This window comes from Arthrobacter sp., assembly GCF_030540645.1.
Taxonomy (GTDB): Bacteria; Actinomycetota; Actinomycetes; order Actinomycetales; family Micrococcaceae; genus Specibacter.
Genome location: NZ_JAUNVV010000007.1, coordinates 1 through 17600 on the forward strand (window position 1 = coordinate 1; position 17600 = coordinate 17600).

General features: G+C 61.6%; 14 protein-coding genes. 8 read left to right on the forward strand and 6 right to left on the reverse strand.

Annotated elements, in window-relative coordinates; all coding sequences use genetic code 11:
• Positions 1-103: 103 nt before the first annotated feature.
• Positions 104-1642, reverse strand: coding sequence for a cytosine permease (locus Q4P21_RS02525; protein ID WP_303387290.1), 1539 nt, complete (start codon positions 1640-1642; stop codon positions 104-106).
• A 115-nt stretch (positions 1643-1757) separates the two neighbouring features.
• On the opposite strand from Q4P21_RS02525, the gene Q4P21_RS02530 reads away from it, so the two are divergent.
• A complete protein-coding gene (locus Q4P21_RS02530; RefSeq protein ID WP_303387291.1) occupies positions 1758-3296 on the forward strand; it encodes a PucR family transcriptional regulator in 1539 nt (512 codons plus the stop codon).
• A gap of 27 nt (positions 3297-3323) precedes the next feature.
• On the opposite strand, the gene Q4P21_RS02535 is transcribed toward Q4P21_RS02530, so the two are convergent.
• A complete protein-coding gene (locus Q4P21_RS02535; protein WP_303387292.1) occupies positions 3324-4127 on the reverse strand; it encodes a TspO/MBR family protein in 804 nt (267 codons plus the stop codon).
• A 176-nt stretch (positions 4128-4303) separates the two neighbouring features.
• Between Q4P21_RS02535 and Q4P21_RS02540 the strand changes: the two genes are divergently transcribed.
• Entirely contained in the window at positions 4304-5788 is a 1485-nt protein-coding gene (locus tag Q4P21_RS02540) for a family 20 glycosylhydrolase (protein ID WP_303387293.1), read from the forward strand.
• A 12-nt stretch (positions 5789-5800) separates the two neighbouring features.
• Here Q4P21_RS02540 and Q4P21_RS02545 read toward each other — a convergent pair whose 3' ends face one another.
• Positions 5801-6355, reverse strand: coding sequence for a DUF488 family protein (locus tag Q4P21_RS02545; RefSeq protein ID WP_303387294.1), 555 nt, complete (start codon positions 6353-6355; stop codon positions 5801-5803).
• Positions 6356-6428: 73 nt separating this feature from the next.
• Positions 6429-7484: an alpha/beta fold hydrolase gene (locus Q4P21_RS02550; protein WP_303387295.1), complete on the reverse strand. Its 1056-nt coding sequence runs from the start codon at positions 7482-7484 to the stop codon at positions 6429-6431.
• 341 nt (positions 7485-7825) lie between these two features.
• Between Q4P21_RS02550 and Q4P21_RS02555 the strand changes: the two genes are divergently transcribed.
• From Q4P21_RS02555 to Q4P21_RS02575, 5 genes are all read left to right on the forward strand, one after another.
• Entirely contained in the window at positions 7826-9427 is a 1602-nt protein-coding gene (locus Q4P21_RS02555; protein WP_303387296.1) for an ABC transporter substrate-binding protein, read from the forward strand.
• Positions 9428-9501: 74 nt separating this feature from the next.
• Complete coding sequence (locus Q4P21_RS02560) at positions 9502-10482, forward strand: ABC transporter permease (protein WP_207346105.1); 981 nt, start codon at positions 9502-9504, stop codon at positions 10480-10482.
• Entirely contained in the window at positions 10479-11519 is a 1041-nt protein-coding gene (locus Q4P21_RS02565) for an ABC transporter permease (protein ID WP_303387297.1), read from the forward strand. The genes Q4P21_RS02560 and Q4P21_RS02565 overlap by 4 nt, the downstream gene beginning before the upstream one ends.
• Entirely contained in the window at positions 11516-13261 is a 1746-nt protein-coding gene (locus tag Q4P21_RS02570; protein ID WP_303387298.1) for an ABC transporter ATP-binding protein, read from the forward strand. The genes Q4P21_RS02565 and Q4P21_RS02570 overlap by 4 nt, the downstream gene beginning before the upstream one ends.
• Positions 13261-14469 carry a glycoside hydrolase family 1 protein gene (locus tag Q4P21_RS02575; protein WP_303387299.1) on the forward strand — a complete coding sequence of 403 codons (1209 nt, stop codon included), beginning with the start codon at positions 13261-13263 and terminating at the stop codon, positions 14467-14469. Before Q4P21_RS02570 ends, Q4P21_RS02575 begins: the two co-directional genes overlap by 1 nt.
• Positions 14470-14608: 139 nt before the next feature.
• On the opposite strand, the gene Q4P21_RS02580 is transcribed toward Q4P21_RS02575, so the two are convergent.
• On the reverse strand, positions 14609-15088 hold the full coding sequence (locus tag Q4P21_RS02580) for a hypothetical protein (RefSeq protein WP_303387300.1): 480 nt from the start codon (positions 15086-15088) through the stop codon (positions 14609-14611).
• 157 nt (positions 15089-15245) lie between these two features.
• Positions 15246-15626, reverse strand: a complete 381-nt coding sequence (locus Q4P21_RS02585; protein ID WP_303387301.1) for a MerR family transcriptional regulator — start codon at positions 15624-15626, stop codon at positions 15246-15248.
• Between the two features lie 182 nt (positions 15627-15808).
• On the opposite strand from Q4P21_RS02585, the gene Q4P21_RS02590 reads away from it, so the two are divergent.
• On the forward strand, positions 15809-17323 hold the full coding sequence (locus tag Q4P21_RS02590) for a SulP family inorganic anion transporter (protein ID WP_303387302.1): 1515 nt from the start codon (positions 15809-15811) through the stop codon (positions 17321-17323).
• Positions 17324-17600 lie beyond the last annotated feature (277 nt).

Here is a 17600-nt window from a genome sequence, read left to right on the forward strand (position 1 = left end):
CAACCGCTCCAGCTCGGAGACGTTGGTTGCGGTGGTGGGAAGGCTGATGCTCATGTGGGTATTCCTTTGCATTGATGGTGAAATTTGGGTGGCAGGGGCGGTCTTAGGCCACGGGTTCCGGTACTGGGGTCTTTTCTGCGCAGGCATCGCCGTGCTCTGCCAGCACCGCAGCTTCCGGCAGATCGGTGCGGATGCCAAGGGGCACGCCGGCCCTGATGCGTTTGCGGAAGCGCGGGTAGCCAAGGGCGAAATAGATGGTTGAGGCGGTGATGGTGCCAGCCAGCCATGAAAGGTCGAGCCCGCCGATTGCCTTGGAGAGGGGGCCCTGCAGGGCAGGGATTCCGCCGTTCATGAACAACCACGTCATGAGGATGCCGGCGAAGAAGGCAATGAAGGCCGGGGGGTTGATGGCTTTGAGTGCTGTCGACTTCGGATCCACGAAGAGATAGGAGAAATCCTTGTGGTGCCGTTCGAAAATGAAGTAGTGGACAGCCATGATGCCGCCCCAAGTGGCCACCCAGGCGACGATGGCGCCAAGCCAGGAGTCCAGGAGCGTCGCGAAGTCTTCCGCGAACATGAAGCCGACAACCGCGCACATGGACAGAATGCCCACCATGATTGAGAGCTTGCGGCGGGAGATCTTGACGTCCAGCGCCTGGAAGGCGACGCCAAAGGTGTAGAGGTTGATAATGTTCGTGGCGATCGGGCCGTGGATGACCAGAAGGATGACGGGGATGGCCATGGTGCCGAAACTGGAGACAATCAATTCCCCGGGGTCTGCCGAGCCGTTCTTCGTGGCCAGGCTGGCGCCAAGGATGCCCAGCCAGACGACCGGCAGGAACTGGCCCAGGACACTGACCAGGTACAACTTGGCAGGCTTGACCTTGCGGCTGACGAAGCGGGAGTAGTCGGGGGCGTACGTGAACCAGCCAATGCCCCATCCGATGCCAATGACGGTCATGATCGATGACATCGCAGCGATCCGCGGCATGCCTTCAAGGATGGCGCCGGCAGGCCCCGCGTAGCCCCAGTTGATGTCAAGGTGGGTCCAGGCAATGATGGACATGACGACCAGCACGATGATGGTGGGCGGCATGGTGATCCGCTCGAACTTCGAGATCGCCCGGTAGCCGCGGTAGCAGATCGCCACCTGGATGGTCATGATCACGGCCGCAATCGTGATGCGTACGAGGATGTTCCGCTGGCTGGGGTCCACCCATTCGATCATGCCGAACAGTGCCATGACCAGGTCAAGGATGACCCACGTGTTCACGGCGGACCAGCCAATGGCAATCGTTGCCTGGATGGCGGCCGGGAGGTAAGCGCCGCGCCGTCCAAACGCGCCACGGGCCAGCAACATGCCGGTGGCACCGGTCCGCTGGCCCAGGATTACGAAGAATCCAAAACCCATCATGCCGATGATGTTGCCTGCGATCAGGACGGTTATGGTGTCGCGCAGCCCGAGCCCCATGTGGATGCCGAGGGCTCCGAGGATCCAGTTGATGGGGGCGACGTTGGCGCCTGCCCAGATCCAGAATTGGCCCGACAGCTTCGTGGTCCGTGCAGATTCGGGAATGGGCTGGAGGACATCTTCAACCTCGACGACCGCTGATTCGTGCGATCGTTGTCTTGCCTGGTTCATGAAGGTCTCAATTCACTACGTTGTGATGGGAGTGGAAGGTTGTTTCAGCTTATTGGTGATTTACGCCACTTCATAGAGACATTATGACTACACTAAGTTGAATAAAGATGACTAAATGTCGCACATCGATGACGGGACTTTCATGATCACGCTTGCAGAAGTCCTAGCTTCGGATGCCATGTCCGCCGCTGACCCCATGCTGCGCAGCAACGTGCCGGGCACCTTGCGCCGCGTTGTCCGGTGGGTGCATTCAAGCGAGGTCCTCGAAATTGCCCCGCTCCTGCGAGGAGGCGAGCTGCTGCTCTCCGGCGGAGAGGCGCTGCTGGCCCTTCCCCCGCAGGAGCAGGAAGAGTATGTCCGCAGCCTGGCAGCGCGGAACATCGCTGCGCTGGCCGTGCAGACGGCGGATCAGGCCATAACTTTGCCGGAGCGGCTCATCGCGGCGGCCAATGAGAATGGACTGCCGCTGATCGACCTTCGCGCGGTGGCCCCCTTTGTTGACATTGCCGAGACGGTGAACCGCTTGGTTGTCAATGAGCAGGCGGATGCCCACTTGGTGGTGGATGACGTCTCCCGTCGCATTGCCCGCCAGATCACCGACAGGGGCCCCCACCTGCCCACCATTCTCGACATGGTTGCCGGGGCTCTGGCGGCAGAGGTGTCCCTGACTGCTGCAGACGGCCTGCACTTGGGTCATTCAGGCGCTGCTGTTGAGGAGGAAGGGTCAAAGGCGGTGGCCGGCATAGTGGTCGGGGGTCAGCTGGCTGCCCAGCTGACGCTCCGTTCAACGTCTCCGGACCCTTTCTTGTTGGAGCTGGCGGCCGACCGGCTCTCCAGCATCCTGGCCCTGGCCCTGGCACAGGCCTTCCGGCCCACGCCGGCCCAGATTGCCGATGCACGCCTGTTGGAAGCTGTGATCGAGGGTGGCGGCGCCCGAACAATCCAGACGCTGTGGCTGCAGGCCGGGCTGCAGCCGGGGCAGGCTGCGGTCATGGCCGTTTTTCACACCTCAGGCAGGGAAGCGAACTTCTCCGCCGTCGAACGGGCACTGCAGGCGGGGGGAGCGAATGCCAAGTCGCACCTGTGGGACGGGGAGCTGGCCGTGCTGTTTGCCCTGCCACGCGACAACGCGCGGAAGGCCCGCGAAGAGCTGCTCCGCATAGGGCGGGACGCAGTGCGCGGCACGGACGCCTGCGCGGCGTTCGGGCCGACCGTGGCCGACGGCCTCCGCGCGCACGAGTCCTATGTGGAGGCACAGGCAACACTGGCCCTGGGGCTGCCTGAAGCGGGCGAGGTCTCTGATGCCATGAAGTTCCTGACCCGGCGAATTCTCGGCGCGGTGCCCGAGCCGGGTTTTTTGGAAGTGTATGTACGTTCAAGTGTCGGAGAGGTGCTGGCCTGGGATCGGAAGCACGGCACGGCCCTGCTGGCGAGCCTGCTGTGCTGGCTGGACTCGGGGTGCAACACCACGGCATCGGCGCTCACCTTGAACATTGAGCGGCAGACGATGCACAAGCGGTTGAACAAGATCGAGGACCTGCTGGGCGGGGACCCGCGCACCTCCGGGAACCTGCTTGACCTTCACATTGCCGCCAGCCTGGCTGCCGCAACGCGGAACCCACGCCGGGCGCGCCCTGGAGCAAACCCTGGGTGAGTGGTGCCCGGGACCACACCCCCCACGCTAACCCCGGCTCGCGCGAAGACGAGTGGTAACAGTGACGGCAAGAACCACCACGACTCCCACGATTGCCGCGATCGCTGCGGGTGTGGACAGCAGGTCTCCGTTGAGCCGGGCCGCAGCCACCCACGCCAGGCCCCAGCACAGGGAGGCGGTAGGGGACAGCCGACCGCGGCCATAGATGGCCAGCGCAATTCCGACGGCGGCCGCCACGGCGAGCACCACCACCGCCCAAGCATTCGCATTCAAGCCAAAGCCGCCAAAGTCGGAGGCCACCAACACTGCGGCAATGTTGGCCGCAGTGGCCACGCACACCCAGCCCAGGTACAGGCCCATGGTGCCGTCGGTAATCACGGCGTCCAGCGTGTTGAGCGGCTTGTTGTGCAGCATGAGCACAAAAATCCGGGCCAGCACGGCCAGCAGGGCAATGATGATCGGGACGCTGAGCCAAAGCAGGTCAAACTGGATGCTCAGGATCCACGCGGCGTTCAGCAGCAGGGATGCTGTAGCGGGGTAGCCGAGCAGGCGGTGCCGGGGTGCGGTCTTTTGGGCGGGCAGGAACTGCCACACCGCGTAGGCCATCAGCCCCAGATAGATCACACTCCAGATGGAAAACGCGGACCCGCCGGGGGCAATCAACGTGGCGTCGGCAGCCAGTGCGCCGTTGGATGCATTCTGGATTTGGGTGCCGCCGGCAGCACCGGAACCAATGAAGGAACCAACAACGGCGACGACGGCGCTTACCGCCACGACTATTTGGCGCGCCCGATCGTTGGTTTGCTGAGCGGTGCTTGTTTGCTGTCCCATGATTCCATCCCCGTTGAAAGCGATCCCCTTGCAGTGCACTGGATACTACCGTTCCGGGCAGGGCGGCGGCTGTGCGACGCACCGGTCGGTTTGAGTCCCTGCCAAGCTCATAGACTTGGGACCAGTCTTTTGACCCACCCCTGGAAACCGACACCCCACGGAAACGGATGCACCTGATGACCTTCACTGAAGTCCCCGCCACCCACAGTTCCGCCCCCGTGGTGGTTCCCGCCCTCCAACGCTGGAGCGCCGACGCCGGATCCCTGGCTCTGGCGGACGGCTTCCGGGTGCTCTGGGCGGACAGTTCGCTGGAGGCCACGGCCACGCAGCTGGTCGCGGAGATCGCCGAGCTGACCGGACTCACCGGCACAGCCGCCTCTGCAGCAGGCGGGAATGCCAGCGCAGGCGACATCATGCTGGTCCTGGACCCGAAGCTGGACTTTGGCACCGACTATGCCACGGCGGCAGCTGAGGGCTATGTGCTGACGGTGGGGACCGGCGTCGTGCTTGCCAGCAGGACGCTGACGGGCGTTTTCTGGGCCACCCGGTCGTTGCTGCAGATGCTGCTTGCCTCCACCGAGCTGCCCTGCGGCACCGCCGTGGACTGGCCCAACTACCCGGTGCGCGGTTTCATGCTGGACGTGGGGCGCCGCTTTTCGGAGCTGGGGTATCTGGCCGACATGGTGCGGTACATGGGCTGGTTCAAGCTGAACACGTTCCTGGTGCACCTCAATGACAATGAAATTGCCAAGGACACCCAGCGCAGCTGGGATGTGGCACAGCAGGCGTTCCGGCTGGAGTCCGAGAACCCGCGGTTTGCCGGGCTGGCGGCGATGGATGGAAGCTACTCCCGGGCGGAGTGGGAGAGGTTGGAGGAGCTGGCGGCGGCGCACCACGTGAACCTGGTGCCGGAGATCGACGTTCCTGCCCACGCCCGTTCGCTCATCAAGTGGAAGCCGGAGCTGGGGCTCAACGGCGGGGACTCGGACATGCTGGATCTGTCCCGCCCAGAAGCTACGGAGCTGATCAAGGAGCTGTTCACGGAGTTTGTGCCGTGGTTTGCCGGTCCTGTGGTGCACTTTGGTGCCGACGAATACGCCAAGGCCCACGAGCCGGAGTACAAGCAGTTCTTCAATGAGATCAGCGCCCATGTGCGCTCACTCGGCAAGCAGCCCATGGCCTGGGGGAGCCTGAGCGCCATGGCCAACGGCGCCGGGGACCTGGAGACGGGCTACAACCGGGACGTGTTGATGTGCTCCTGGAACAACGATTGGTACAGCGGCCAGGCGGCCGTGGCCGACGGCTACAAGATCGTCAACACCAATGACGAATTCCTGTACATCGTGCCGTTTGCGGACTACTACCACGGCGGCCCGCTGGACGGCCGGCTGCTGTTCGAGACCTGGGAGCCGCACGTTTTTGGGGATGGGAAGAACCTCTACCCGCAGCATCCGCAGCTGCTGGGGGCGGCCAGCGCGCTGTGGAACGATCTAGTTCTGAAGGACTACGACGAGCACGTGATGCACGGCATGATCGAGCCCACGTTCGGGTTGCTGGCACAGAAGATGTGGCGCGGTGTGGTGCCCGGCATGGACTACGACGCGTTCATGGCCGGCGCCGAGACAGTGTCACGCTGGCCGGGTCGGGAATTCCTGCGGTAGCCTGCGGTGGCTTCACTCTGAAGCGGGGTAGGTGATTTTGCCGTGTTCCACCACGGCGAACGGGGTCATTTCTGCAGGTTTGGTCGATGTTGCGGACATGATGTGGGACACCTCCGCACCCTTGACCAGCAGCGCGTCCGTGATGAGTCGCCGGTGGCACCGCCACGGCACGGCTTCGCTGCACATGATGGCAGGCACCGACTCGGTAGCGATGTGCAACAGTTCGTCGAGCCCCGCATGGAAGTCGTCGGTTGCCATGTAGTCGGCGTAGTCGCTGAAGGCCTTGACCCGCCACCCGCCATTGGGGGTGGCGACACCGACCGGCGTGTACCTGCGGCCACCGAGATCCTTCAGCCACCGGTACTGGATGTCTTTGGGCATTTCGCTCTTGATCGCTTCCTGGTTCCACTGCGGGTACTTCCGCGAGCCTGGAATGGACCGCACGTCGACCAGTTCAGTCACGCCGTTGGCGCGCAGCATCTGAACCAAGTCGTCAAAATCGTGGGTTGAATGGCCGATGGTGAATATTCGGGGTACGGCTTGTTCGTCCGCCTTGGGCTTTGTCATTGAACCTTCCTTGAGCTCCACCACGCCTGATCACTGACATCACCATCGTAAGCTTCCTCCAACGGCCCTACACTCAGCTGTCCAGAAGCTCCTTCGCGACACTGTCAATGTAGGCGGCGTCCACTGGGCTGTCGCCGCTGCCGGCAAAGTGACCCCACACCCCAGGGATGACGCGGACTTCACCGTTGGGAATGTATTGGGAGGCGTACTCCTCATCTTCAGGGCAGAAATACAGGTCCTTTTTGGCTGGCAGCGCGATCAACTTGGCCTTGATGGACTGCAACGCCTTGATGTGGTCGCCGTCGAAGCCGGGCGTTGCCCCGACGTCGCCATGCTGCCACGTCCACAGTTGGGTGAGGAGGTCGTTGGCGTCGCGCTGGCCCAGAAAGTGGCCTTCCCAATACCAGACAAGGAAGTCCTCCAGCGAGGAGAAAGCGAGATCGAGGCCCAGACGTGCCGAGAATCCCATGTGCTCGTAGACGCGGTCCCAGTAGAAGGCCTGCGAGAATCCCCAACCGGCGTAGACCCGCGCCACCGCGCGAATTCCACGTGTTGGCTGCTCAGTGTAGAAGCCGTCCTTGAAGGCGGCGTCGGCCTGCAGTGCCGCCTTCACACCTTCGAGGAACACGAAGTTGTGCGGGCTGGTCTTGGAGGAGCCGCAGAATGGCAGGGCGCGCTGGACCATGTCCGGGTAGCTGACGGCCCATTGGTACGTCTGCCCGGCGCCCATGGACCACCCGGTGACAAGGGCCAGTGTCTCGATGCCAAAGTGCTCCGCCACGAGTTGGTGCTGCGCCTCCACTTGGTCGTAGAACGTGACGTTGGGGAAACGGCCCGCGTTGTAGGGGGCTGGCATGTTGCTCGGGGAACTGGAAAGCCCGTTGCCAATCATGTTCGGGACGATGATGAAGTACTTGGCCGGATCAAGGGCCTTGCCTTCCCCGATCAGCCATTCGTTGTCCCAATGGCGTCCGGAATACCAGGTGGGGTACACAATCGCGTTGCTCTTCTCGGCGTTGAGCATGCCGTACGTTTTGTAAGCCAGGCGCGCCCCTCGTAGCGTTGCACCTCCTTGAGGCTTGAAATCTCCGAGCTCGTAAAGTTCGTAATCCAGCGGAAACCCGTTCATGTGAGGCACCTTTCACTGTTGTGGGCCAAGGCAGAGCAGCCATTGAGTGGAAGGCTACCAACGTGCGCGTGAAATTTCGAGGCTTGTTAGGCAGGGCGAAGTGCTGAATCCCATGGACGAATATGGCGGCTGGCCGGGTTGGGTGGCGGACGCTCCGGGACGATGAGAACTGTTCGTTGCCAAGGGGAAGGCAAATGACTAAAATTAGCCGGATCAGCAGTGAGACCGACGTTCGCGACTTTTCGCAGGCGAAGGAGGCTCCGATGCTCCCGTTCCGAGGCACGCTGCAGCCCGTCAGGGGAGGGCTGCGGTCCGCGCTCGCCGTCGTCTTGGCTGTAGTCATGGCAGCCACTCTGGCTGGCTGCAACATCCAAATTCACTCTCAGCCTGATCCGTCGCTCGGCTCCGACACCATGCTCGTGTCCGGGGATACCGGGTCCCCTACTTTTCAACGGGTATTCAACCCGTTTCTGCCAAACAAGCGCACGGCCACGAACTATGTTTTCGAACCGCTCATCCTGCAGAATCCTCTCGATGGTGAGCTGACACCCTGGCTCGCATCGAAGTACACGCTGCCTAACGCGTCCACGATTGATATGACGATCCGATCAGGCGTCAGCTGGAGCGATGGGCACATGATGACCGTCGGGGATGTGATCTTCACGTTCGAGTTGCTGAAGAAATTCCCCGCTCTTGACTCGTTCGGCGCATGGGCGAGCCTTGCGAGCGTCGAGGCGAAGGGTGACCACGTCGTCTTCCATCTCAAGAAGCCTGACTCACCCGCCGTCGCCATTATCGGCAACACCCTCATCGTCTCGGAACGTCATTGGAAAGACGTGAAAACCCCGACGACCTACGAAGACCCCAATCCTGTCGGCACTGGTCCCTTCACTGTTGGGGCGTTTGCGCCCCAACAGTATTCAATGGATCGCAACCCGAGTTACTGGCAGGCAGACAAGATCCAGGTGGAGCACATTGTGCTTCCCGCGACAAATACGCAACTTGACCTTGTTGCCAAGGGCTACGACTGGGCGTATGCGTTCATCTCCGATGTGAAGGGTACTTGGGGCAAGGCCAACCAGAGCAATAAGTGGTGGTTCCCGGTGGGTGGTGTCATCTCGCTTGTTCCCAATCTCACCAAGGCGCCATTCAACGATGAGAACCTGCGTCAGGGAATTTCTCACGCACTGGACCGCGACCGCATTGCGGGCTCAGCATCCGAGGGGTACATGGAGGCTGCCACGACAGTGGGGCTGCTGCTGCCGAACCAGAAGAAGTACCTTGATCCGTCAATCCCCAACAGCGGGCTCATCACGCAAGATAAGAAGGCCGCGATGGATTATTTCCAGAAGGCCGGATACACGCTGAAGGGCAGCAGCCTTGTGAACTCCGCTGGCGAGCAGCTTTCCTTCGCGATTACGACAGCCAACGGCTATTCCGACTGGCTGCGTGCGGTGCAGGAGGTCGGCAAGCAACTCGGTGAAGTGGGCATAAAGGTGACGATCAAGGCTCCCCAGCCCGCAGGATACCAAGCGGCGCTTGCCAATGGTGACTATGACATGGCCATGGGAGGCACCGGCGGAGGCGACGTCTTTCAGGCATACAACAATCTGCTGTCCTCGACCTTTTACGAGCCGACGGGCAAGCAGGCTTCCAACAACTTCCAACGATTTAAGAACGCGGAAGCCGACAGGTTGCTCGCTGCGTACCAAGGGACTACGGACGCCACGGAGCAGCAACAATCCATCCGCGGGCTGCAGCAGATCATGTACCAGCAGCTGCCGGTGATCGGGCTGTACTACGGGGGACTGTGGGGCCTGTTCAGCACTCAGAAGTTTACCGGGTGGCCGAGTGCGAACGACGCCTACATGGCGCCGCAGACGTATGGAGTCGCACCACTCGCGATCCTTACCCACCTGAAGAAAGACGAGGGGGGCAAGTGATGTCTGAGGCGGTGTCGGATGCAAGTGTTGGGCCACGGGAAGGGAAATACCGCGCGCCAATCCTGTCGTCGTCCTTGCGATACTGGCTCAGCAAGGTCGGGCTGTTTCTACTGACTTTGTGGGCGGCCGTGACGCTGAATTTCATCCTGCCGCGGTTAATGCCCGGCTCACCCGCGGACGCAGCGATAGCGAAACTCTCGCAGAGCGGTCCGGTATCGGCTGCGACGAAACATGCCATCGAGGCACAGCTCGGTGTACCGTCCGGCAACATCTGGCAGCAGTACATCGAATACTTGCATCAGGTGGTGACGCTGAACTTTGGTGTCTCTTACACCTTCTTCCCTGAGTCCGTGGAATCCTTGGTCATGCGTGCGCTGCCCTACACAATCACTCTCGTGGGGATCACCACGATTGTCGCGTTCATCGTCGGCACACTGCTCGGAGCCTCGGCGGCTTGGCGGCGCGGCACATGGCGAGACACGGTGCCCACCCTGACCGGCAGCTTCCTCAGCACATTCCCCTACTTTTGGGTAGCATTGTTACTGCTGTTCTTTTTGGGCTACGTCGCACACCTTTTCCCAACCTCGGGAGCCTACGCCCCGACAGTGGAACCCAACCTTTCCTTCTCGTTCTTCGGCGATGCGATCTACCATGCGATCCTGCCGGCGGTCACCTTGTTCGTCACGTCGCTCGGTGGCTGGATCCTTGGTATGCGTAACGCCATGATCAACACACTTGGCGATGACTACATTACGTTTGCGGAAGCGAACGGTCTCAAGGGCCGCACTGTCGCACTCCGCTACGCGGCCCGCAACGCGATCCTGCCGAACCTCACCGGGTTTGGCCTTGCGTTGGGTGGTGTGGTCGGCGGATCCATCCTCGTTGAACAGGTCTTCGGTTATCCGGGCGTCGGGTATCTGCTCTTCAACGCCGTGATCAACCAAGACTTCCCGCTGATGCAAGCCTTATTCCTGATGATCACGCTCAGTGTGCTCGTCGCGAACTTCCTGGTCGACATCCTGTACGGAATTCTAGACCCGAGGACGCACCGATGACCAACACATCCACGGTGCGACTCCCCAAAGGCCCGGGGTCAAAGCCCAACGTGTTCCGCTCGTTCGCACGATCGTTTGGTGTGATCTGGTCAAATAAGAAGGCGCGCATCGGTGTCATCATCCTTGCCGTCTTCGTGCTCGCCGCCATCTTTGGGCCTCTTGTGGCCCCGTACGGGGCCACCGTCAACACCTTCCCGCGCAGCGCAAACGGCTCCGCCGAGCACTGGTTGGGCACGACGGCAGCCGGGGAAGACGTATTCAGCCAGCTCATCTACGGTGCGCGCATCAGCGTGCTCGTGGGCGTCGTTGCCGGAGGGCTTGCGACGGTCGTTGCAGTCGTGATCGGCCTTGGCTGGGGCTATTTGCGCGGTTTCGTCAGCGACACCATCAACTTCATAGTGAACCTGTTCTTGGTAATCCCGGCGCTACCACTCATGATTGTGATCGCGACGTACCTGCAGAACGGCGGCATTACCGTGATCATCGTCGTGATTGTCATCACGGGGTGGGCCTGGGGCGCGCGTGTACTGCGCAGCCAGACGCAGTCACTCCGTGGACGCGACTTTGTGATCGCCGCACGATTCTCCGGCGACAGTGCCCCGAGGATCATCTTCCGCGAAATTCTCCCCAACATGATCTCGATCATCGCCAGCAGCTTCTTCGGTGCGGCCACCGCTGCCATCTTGGCGGAAGCGGGACTTGAATTCCTGGGGCTTGGCGACTCCAGCATCGTCAGTTGGGGCACGATGCTCTACTGGGCACAGAATTCCAGTGCGCTCCTGACAGGTCAGTGGGTGCTGTTGTTCGCGCCGGGGCTCTGCATTGCACTGCTGGCCATGAGCCTGACGCTCATCAACTTCGGTGTTGACGTGATCAGCAACCCGCGCTTGCGTGAAACGGGAAGCCGTCGGCGACGCGGCCCGAAGGGCACACCCACCCCCACCGATCAGGCCGGAGGCGATGCCGACCGTCAGTTCAACGAAGCGACGGAGGGGGCGGACGACGTCGACGTCGACGTACGGAAGGTGCAGCAATGAGCTCAACAATGGCCGGTCGCGGGCCGAACGGTGACGCCCGGGCAGATGATTTTCTGCTCGATGTGAGGAACCTGTCGGTGGCTTATGAGTCGGACGAAGTGCCACCGGTCCAGGCAGTTGATCGGGTCTCGTTCTCGCTGCGCAAAGGTGAATTTGTGGGCCTTGTCGGCGAATCTGGTTCGGGGAAGTCCACCCTTGGTTTTGCGATCACCCGGTTGCAGAAGCCTCCGGCAGTGATCACCGGCGGAAATGTCGTGTTCGACGGCCGCGACATCCGCGAGATGGATCCGGAGTCCCTGCGGCGTCAACGCCAAGGCGGTTTCGCGATGGTGCTGCAGTCCGGGATGAATGCCCTAAACCCGGTGCGCACCATCGGGCACCACTTCACGGACATCTTCAAGGCGCACGGGCACGTCCAGCGCAAGGATTGGTGGGATCGTGCGCGTTACCTGGTCGACAAGGTCGAACTGCCACCAGGGGTACTAGCCCGCTACCCTGCCGAACTGTCCGGTGGGATGCGTCAGCGCGTGTCCATTGCGCTTGCGCTGTCACTTGAGCCGCGGCTGATGGTTTTCGATGAGCCCACCACTGCCCTCGATGTCCTCGTGCAACACGCAGTGATGGACACCATCACAACACTGCAGGAGTCTGAGGGCTTTACCGCAGTTCTTATCAGCCATGACTTGGGTGTTGTGCTGGAGGCGACCGAGCGGGTCATGGTGATGCACAAGGGTCGCATCGTCGAGAATGCCCCGAGCGACCGAATTCTTAGCGACCCACAAAATGACTACACCAAAATGCTGCTCAGCCATTATGCGGATCCGCGTGCCGAGAAGGTGTCGCTGCCGGGATTCGAGCATTTCACCCGTGCGGACGCAGGGGTGGACACTCCCGCGGGTGAGACGGGCAGGGCATCACGGCGCCTCGTGGTCGAGAACGTGTCGAAAACGTATCCGCCTCCCAGTCGGGGAGATAATCCGGTGCGTGCGGTGCGCAATGTGTCGTTCACACTTGAGCCGGGCCAGGCGCTCGCACTGGTCGGCCAGTCGGGATCAGGCAAGTCGACCATTGCGAAGCTCATCACCGGTGTGGAGAAGCCGTCGGAAGGAAGGATCGCCTTTGGCGATCTTGACGTCACCACGCTGCCGCAACGGCGGTTGCGTAAGCTGCACGAAGACGTGCAGATGATCTTTCAGGATCCCTATTCTGCGCAGAACCCGGTGCTGACGGTCGAGTATCAGCTCTCTCGCCCGATCCGCAATTTCACCCAATTGCGGGGCAATGACGCACGCGACGAGGTGCGGCATCTGCTGGACACGGTGGGGCTTACACCGGCCGAGAGCTTCGTGACGAAGCTGCCTCACCAACTCTCCGGAGGCCAGCGCCAGCGCGTCGTCGTCGCCCGTGCCCTCGCGTGCAATCCGCAGGTCATCATCGCCGATGAGCCGGTTTCGATGCTTGACGTGTCACTGCGTGCAGGCGTGCTGAAGCTTATCGAGGATCTTCGCCGCGAGCGGGGCGTGTCGCTGCTCTACATCACCCATGACCTGCTGAGCGCCAGGCTGGTCACCGACGACATTCTCGTGCTGCATGAGGGTGAGGTTGTCGAACGCGGCGCCACGACCGACGTCATGCTGGATCCACAGGACGAGTACACGCGTGCGCTGCTCGAAGCCATCCCTAATCCGGCCAGGGCTCATGAGGAGCGCGCACGGCGGCACAATCGAGCGGAGTCTCAGTGATGACGGTGAAGTTCCCCGACGGCTTTCTGTGGGGTGCGGCCACAGCGGCCCACCAAATAGAGGGCAACAACGTCAACAGCAACTGGTGGGTCATGGAGCACACCCCGGACAGCACAGTGGTGGAACCCAGCGGCGATGCGGCCGACTCCTACCATCGCTTCGCCGATGACATCCGGCTGCTGGCCAAGCTCGGCCTCAACTCGTATCGGTTCTCGATAGAGTGGGCCCGCATTGAGCCGGAACGCGGATTCGTCTCGCTAGCGGAAATCGACCACTATCGGCGCATGGTGGATGCCTGTCTTGACCACGGAGTCGAGCCCATCGTGACCCTGATGCATTTTACGGTGCCTCGATGGTTCGACCGTGACGGATTCTGGCGAGCGGATGACGCGCCGGAACTGTTTGAACGCTACGTTGAAGCGGCGCTGCCTGTGGTGTCAAGTGGTGTGCGGTACGTATGCACCATCAACGAACCGAACATAGCCGCAATGTTGGCGGGCGGTGAGGACGCGGCGAACCTCGTCGCAAACGCAATGCCGAATCCCGATCTGCTGGTCGCAGACAGGCTCTACGATGCCCATGTGCGGGCCCGTCGTGTGCTCTCCAGTGCGGGGCTGAAGTCTGGGTGGACGGTGGCGACGCAGGCATTCCAAGCCACCGGGGAGCCAGGAAGCGAAGAAGAGGTGCTTCGGTACGGTTATCCGCGTGAAGGCTGGTACCTCGAGCGTGCTGCGGGGGATGACTTCGTGGGTGTCCAGGCCTACACGCGCACTTTGGTGGGGCCTGGCGGGCCGCTGCCGGTGGCGGATGACGTCGAGACAACGTTGACCGGGTGGGAGTTCTACCCGCTGGCTGCCGCTGAAGGTATTCGCGCCGCCTGGGAAACCACCGGGCACACGCCTGTCATGGTGACGGAGAACGGAATCGCCACAGACGACGACGAACGTCGCATTGCCTACACACGCGGAGCACTGGAAGGGGTGTTGGCGACGATTGCGGAGGGGATCGATGTCATCGGATACCTGCATTGGAGCCTGCTCGATAATTTCGAGTGGGCCAGTGGGTTCCGCCCGACGTTCGGGCTCGTTTCCTGGGACCCACGCACTTTCGAGCGAACTGCGAAACCAAGCGCGCACTGGTATGGCAGCATTGCACGGGCGAATGCGCTGCCGGACGCGGATGCCAGCGGCACCGATTCTGTGATGTAGCTGGCAGGGGCTTCGATTGGCTGGTCGACTATCTCAAAAGCCTGAAGATTGAGATCATAAATCCAGGCGCCGCGCAAAATTAGGAACGGGTTTTCCAAGGCCACCAAAGACAGCGCCCTTCCTTACAGAGTCTTCGCGACTACGCTCCAGCGGGCCCCGGCACGAAGAACGTGGTGGAGGACAAACGCCGCCCGTCCATCAGTACCACCCATTCATAGGTGGATCCGGCCGGCAGCGGCAGCCCGCCGGGAAAGTTCATCACCACGTTTGAGCTGCCGGGGAAACCCATGGGCGGCGGCTGGACCGCGGGGTTGCTGGCGTGGGCAAAATCGACCGACTGGTTGAAGCGCAGCTGGTTGGGTCCATCCGGCCCGGTCAGCGTCACCGGCTGCCCGTCGGCGTCCACGAGCAGGATCTCTATGGCCGCCGACGCTTCATCGAGGGAGGGGAGCGTGACGGTGATGCTGGCATACAGCGAGAACGGCGCGGTCATCCCGGTGTCAGGATCGAAGCCCAGGAATTGCACCCCGCCGCCGATGATGTTTACCTTCCCCGCCGCATCAACGTTGACAAAATCTGCGATCAGGATGTTGCCGTCGGCACTTGAAAGGTCCTTCACGTATGAAAACTCCGTTGCTTCGTTCTTGCCCCGTGGCGGAAATAACGGCCGCCCTTGACTCAACAATAGGGGTATCCGCTCCTGTTCCACCCTTTTCAGGAAGCACGACGCCGGACCCTTGGCTTCGCCGTCCGGCCCACCATGGGCGGGGCGTGGGTCAGCCGCCGAGGCGCTTTATGAATCCGTCGGCCTGGGCGAGGTTGCGTGCCATCTTGTCCCGCTGGTGGATGGCACGGTCACGGAAGGAAGCCAAGCGGTCCGCGACGTCCGTGGGGGAGTCCGCTCCGCCGTCGTGCCCGGGGGAGAGGAGCTGGAGGATCTCAGCCATTTCCTCCAGCGAAAAGCCCAGCGGTTTCATGGCCTTGATCACTTGGAGGCGGTCGTAATCGGCCTCCGAATAGACGCGGAAACCTCCGTCGGTGCGTGCGGTTGCGGGGAGCAGCCCCACATCGTCGTAGTGTCGGATGGTGCGTAAAGACAGGCCGGTACGCTCTGCCAATTCACCTATGTGCATGGTCATACCTGTTTTAGCTGTCATGGGCGCCGCCCTCCTGTTCCGAGCAAACCCTACCATCACGTTAAGGTAGAGTTGCGAGGGTGGCGTGTGGCCCTTCGGGTGGCCCGCCCTTCTCGGCGCGGTGTTGCGCCCCTCATTCTTCTTATTCTTTGAATAAGCGAAGGCGGCGCGCTGTGCCGTCCTGACCATGAACGGAGCCAGCAATGGCCGTCAAGACCGCCGGGGATGCCCCGGCTTTAACTCCCGAGCAGTTGCAATCCGTTCGGGGTGCTTTGAAGTCCCCGCGCCGGCTCAAGACGGAGGTCCTGGCGGGACTCGTTGTGGCACTTGCTTTGATTCCGGAGGCGATCGCGTTCTCGATTATTGCCGGGGTGGATCCGCGGATCGGTCTGTTTGCCGCGTTCACCATGGCCGTGACGATTTCCTTTGTGGGCGGGCGCCCGGCCATGATTTCGGCTGCCACCGGTGCCGTTGCGCTGGTCATTGCGCCGTTGATGAAGAGCCACGGCCTGGAATATTTGATCGCTGCTGTCATTTTGGCTGGCGTCTTCCAAGTGGTGCTGGGCTTGCTTGGAGTGGCCAAGTTGATGCGGTTCATTCCGCGCTCGGTCATGGTCGGGTTCGTTAATGCGCTGGCGATCCTTATTTTCATGTCCCAGGTGCCCGAACTGCTCGGTGTGCCATGGCTTGTCTACCCGTTGGCAGCCGTTGGTTTGCTGATCATTTTCGGACTGCCTCGGCTGACGAAGGCCGTTCCGGCACCGTTGGTCGCCATTGTGGTGCTGACCTTGATTACGGTGTTCGCCGCGATCGTCGTTCCCACGGTGGGGGACAAGGGTGCGCTGCCCGATTCCCTGCCGTCGCTGTTGTTGCCGAACGTGCCGTTCAACCTGGAAACCTTGAAGATCATCTTCCCCTTCTCCCTTGCGATGGCGTTTGTGGGCCTGCTTGAATCGTTGATGACGGCGAAGCTTGTGGACGACATCACGGACACGCGTTCTTCCAAGACCCGTGAAGCCTGGGGCCAGGGTGCGGCGAACATTGTCACGGGGTTCTTCGGTGGGATGGGCGGTTGTGCGATGATCGGCCAGACCATGATCAATGTGAAGGCCTCCGGCGGGCGGACCCGCATCTCCACATTCTTGGCAGGTTTGTTCCTGTTGATCCTCGTGGTGGTTTTGGGTGACGTGGTTTCCTTGATCCCGATGGCCGCTCTGGTCGCCGTGATGATCTTCGTATCCATTGCCACGTTCGACTGGCACAGCATCCGCCCTTCGACCTTGAAGATGATGCCCAAGAGTGAAACAACGGTCATGGTTGCAACCGTGATCGTCACCGTCGCCACGCACAACCTGGCCATTGGCGTCGGTGTGGGCGTGCTGGTGGCCATGGTCCTGTTTGCGCGCCGTGTGGCTCATTTCATGACGGTGGAACGGACTGTGAAAACCCTGAACGGACAGGAAACTGCCACCTATATGGTGAATGGCGAACTCTTCTTTGCCTCATCGAATGACCTCTACACGCAGTTCGAATACGCACTGGACCCAGACCACGTGGTGATCGACCTGCACGGCTCCCACCTGTGGGATGCCTCGACTATCGCCTCGTTGGACGCCATTACAGAGAAGTACCGGCGTCATGGCAAGGACGTGGAGGTTGTGGGCCTCAACGACTCAAGCCTGCTGATGCGCCAACGCCTGGGCGGCAAACTGGGCTGACGGTGGCCGAGGTGGTTGAGCTTCCGCTCGTAGAGAGTCGTCGAATTCCGCTGCAGAAAACTTTCGGAGCATGCGGGGGCCGTTGTGGTGATCGGACGTTGCTATAGCGGCCTCCGATCACCACAACAGCCCCCGCAGCTGCTGGTGGCCCCGCAAATGATGACCGCCGGCGTCACGAGTGCCGCAGCACTGCCATGAATGCGGCATTCGGGTGGGCGTTGGGCAGCTCACGGCTCACTCGATCCAGCGACTCCACGGCAGATCCACCCAGCAAAGC

Bases quoted from the DNA above. Each gene is read 5' to 3' on its own strand.
- Q4P21_RS02530 (WP_303387291.1), top strand. From the start codon at position 1,758: ATGTCGCACATCGATGACGGGACTTTCATGATCACGCTTGCAGAAGTC.
- Q4P21_RS02585 (WP_303387301.1), bottom strand. From the start codon at position 15,626: ATGACAGCTAAAACAGGTATGACCATGCACATAGGTGAATTGGCAGAG.
- Q4P21_RS02535 (WP_303387292.1), bottom strand. From the start codon at position 4,127: ATGGGACAGCAAACAAGCACCGCTCAGCAAACCAACGATCGGGCGCGC.
- Q4P21_RS02540 (WP_303387293.1), top strand. From the start codon at position 4,304: ATGACCTTCACTGAAGTCCCCGCCACCCACAGTTCCGCCCCCGTGGTG.
- Q4P21_RS02525 (WP_303387290.1), bottom strand. From the start codon at position 1,642: ATGAACCAGGCAAGACAACGATCGCACGAATCAGCGGTCGTCGAGGTT.
- Q4P21_RS02555 (WP_303387296.1), top strand. From the start codon at position 7,826: ATGGCAGCCACTCTGGCTGGCTGCAACATCCAAATTCACTCTCAGCCT.
- Q4P21_RS02565 (WP_303387297.1), top strand. From the start codon at position 10,479: ATGACCAACACATCCACGGTGCGACTCCCCAAAGGCCCGGGGTCAAAG.
- Q4P21_RS02575 (WP_303387299.1), top strand. From the start codon at position 13,261: ATGACGGTGAAGTTCCCCGACGGCTTTCTGTGGGGTGCGGCCACAGCG.
- Q4P21_RS02570 (WP_303387298.1), top strand. From the start codon at position 11,516: ATGAGCTCAACAATGGCCGGTCGCGGGCCGAACGGTGACGCCCGGGCA.
- Q4P21_RS02545 (WP_303387294.1), bottom strand. From the start codon at position 6,355: ATGACAAAGCCCAAGGCGGACGAACAAGCCGTACCCCGAATATTCACC.
- Q4P21_RS02590 (WP_303387302.1), top strand. From the start codon at position 15,809: ATGGCCGTCAAGACCGCCGGGGATGCCCCGGCTTTAACTCCCGAGCAG.
- Q4P21_RS02550 (WP_303387295.1), bottom strand. From the start codon at position 7,484: ATGAACGGGTTTCCGCTGGATTACGAACTTTACGAGCTCGGAGATTTC.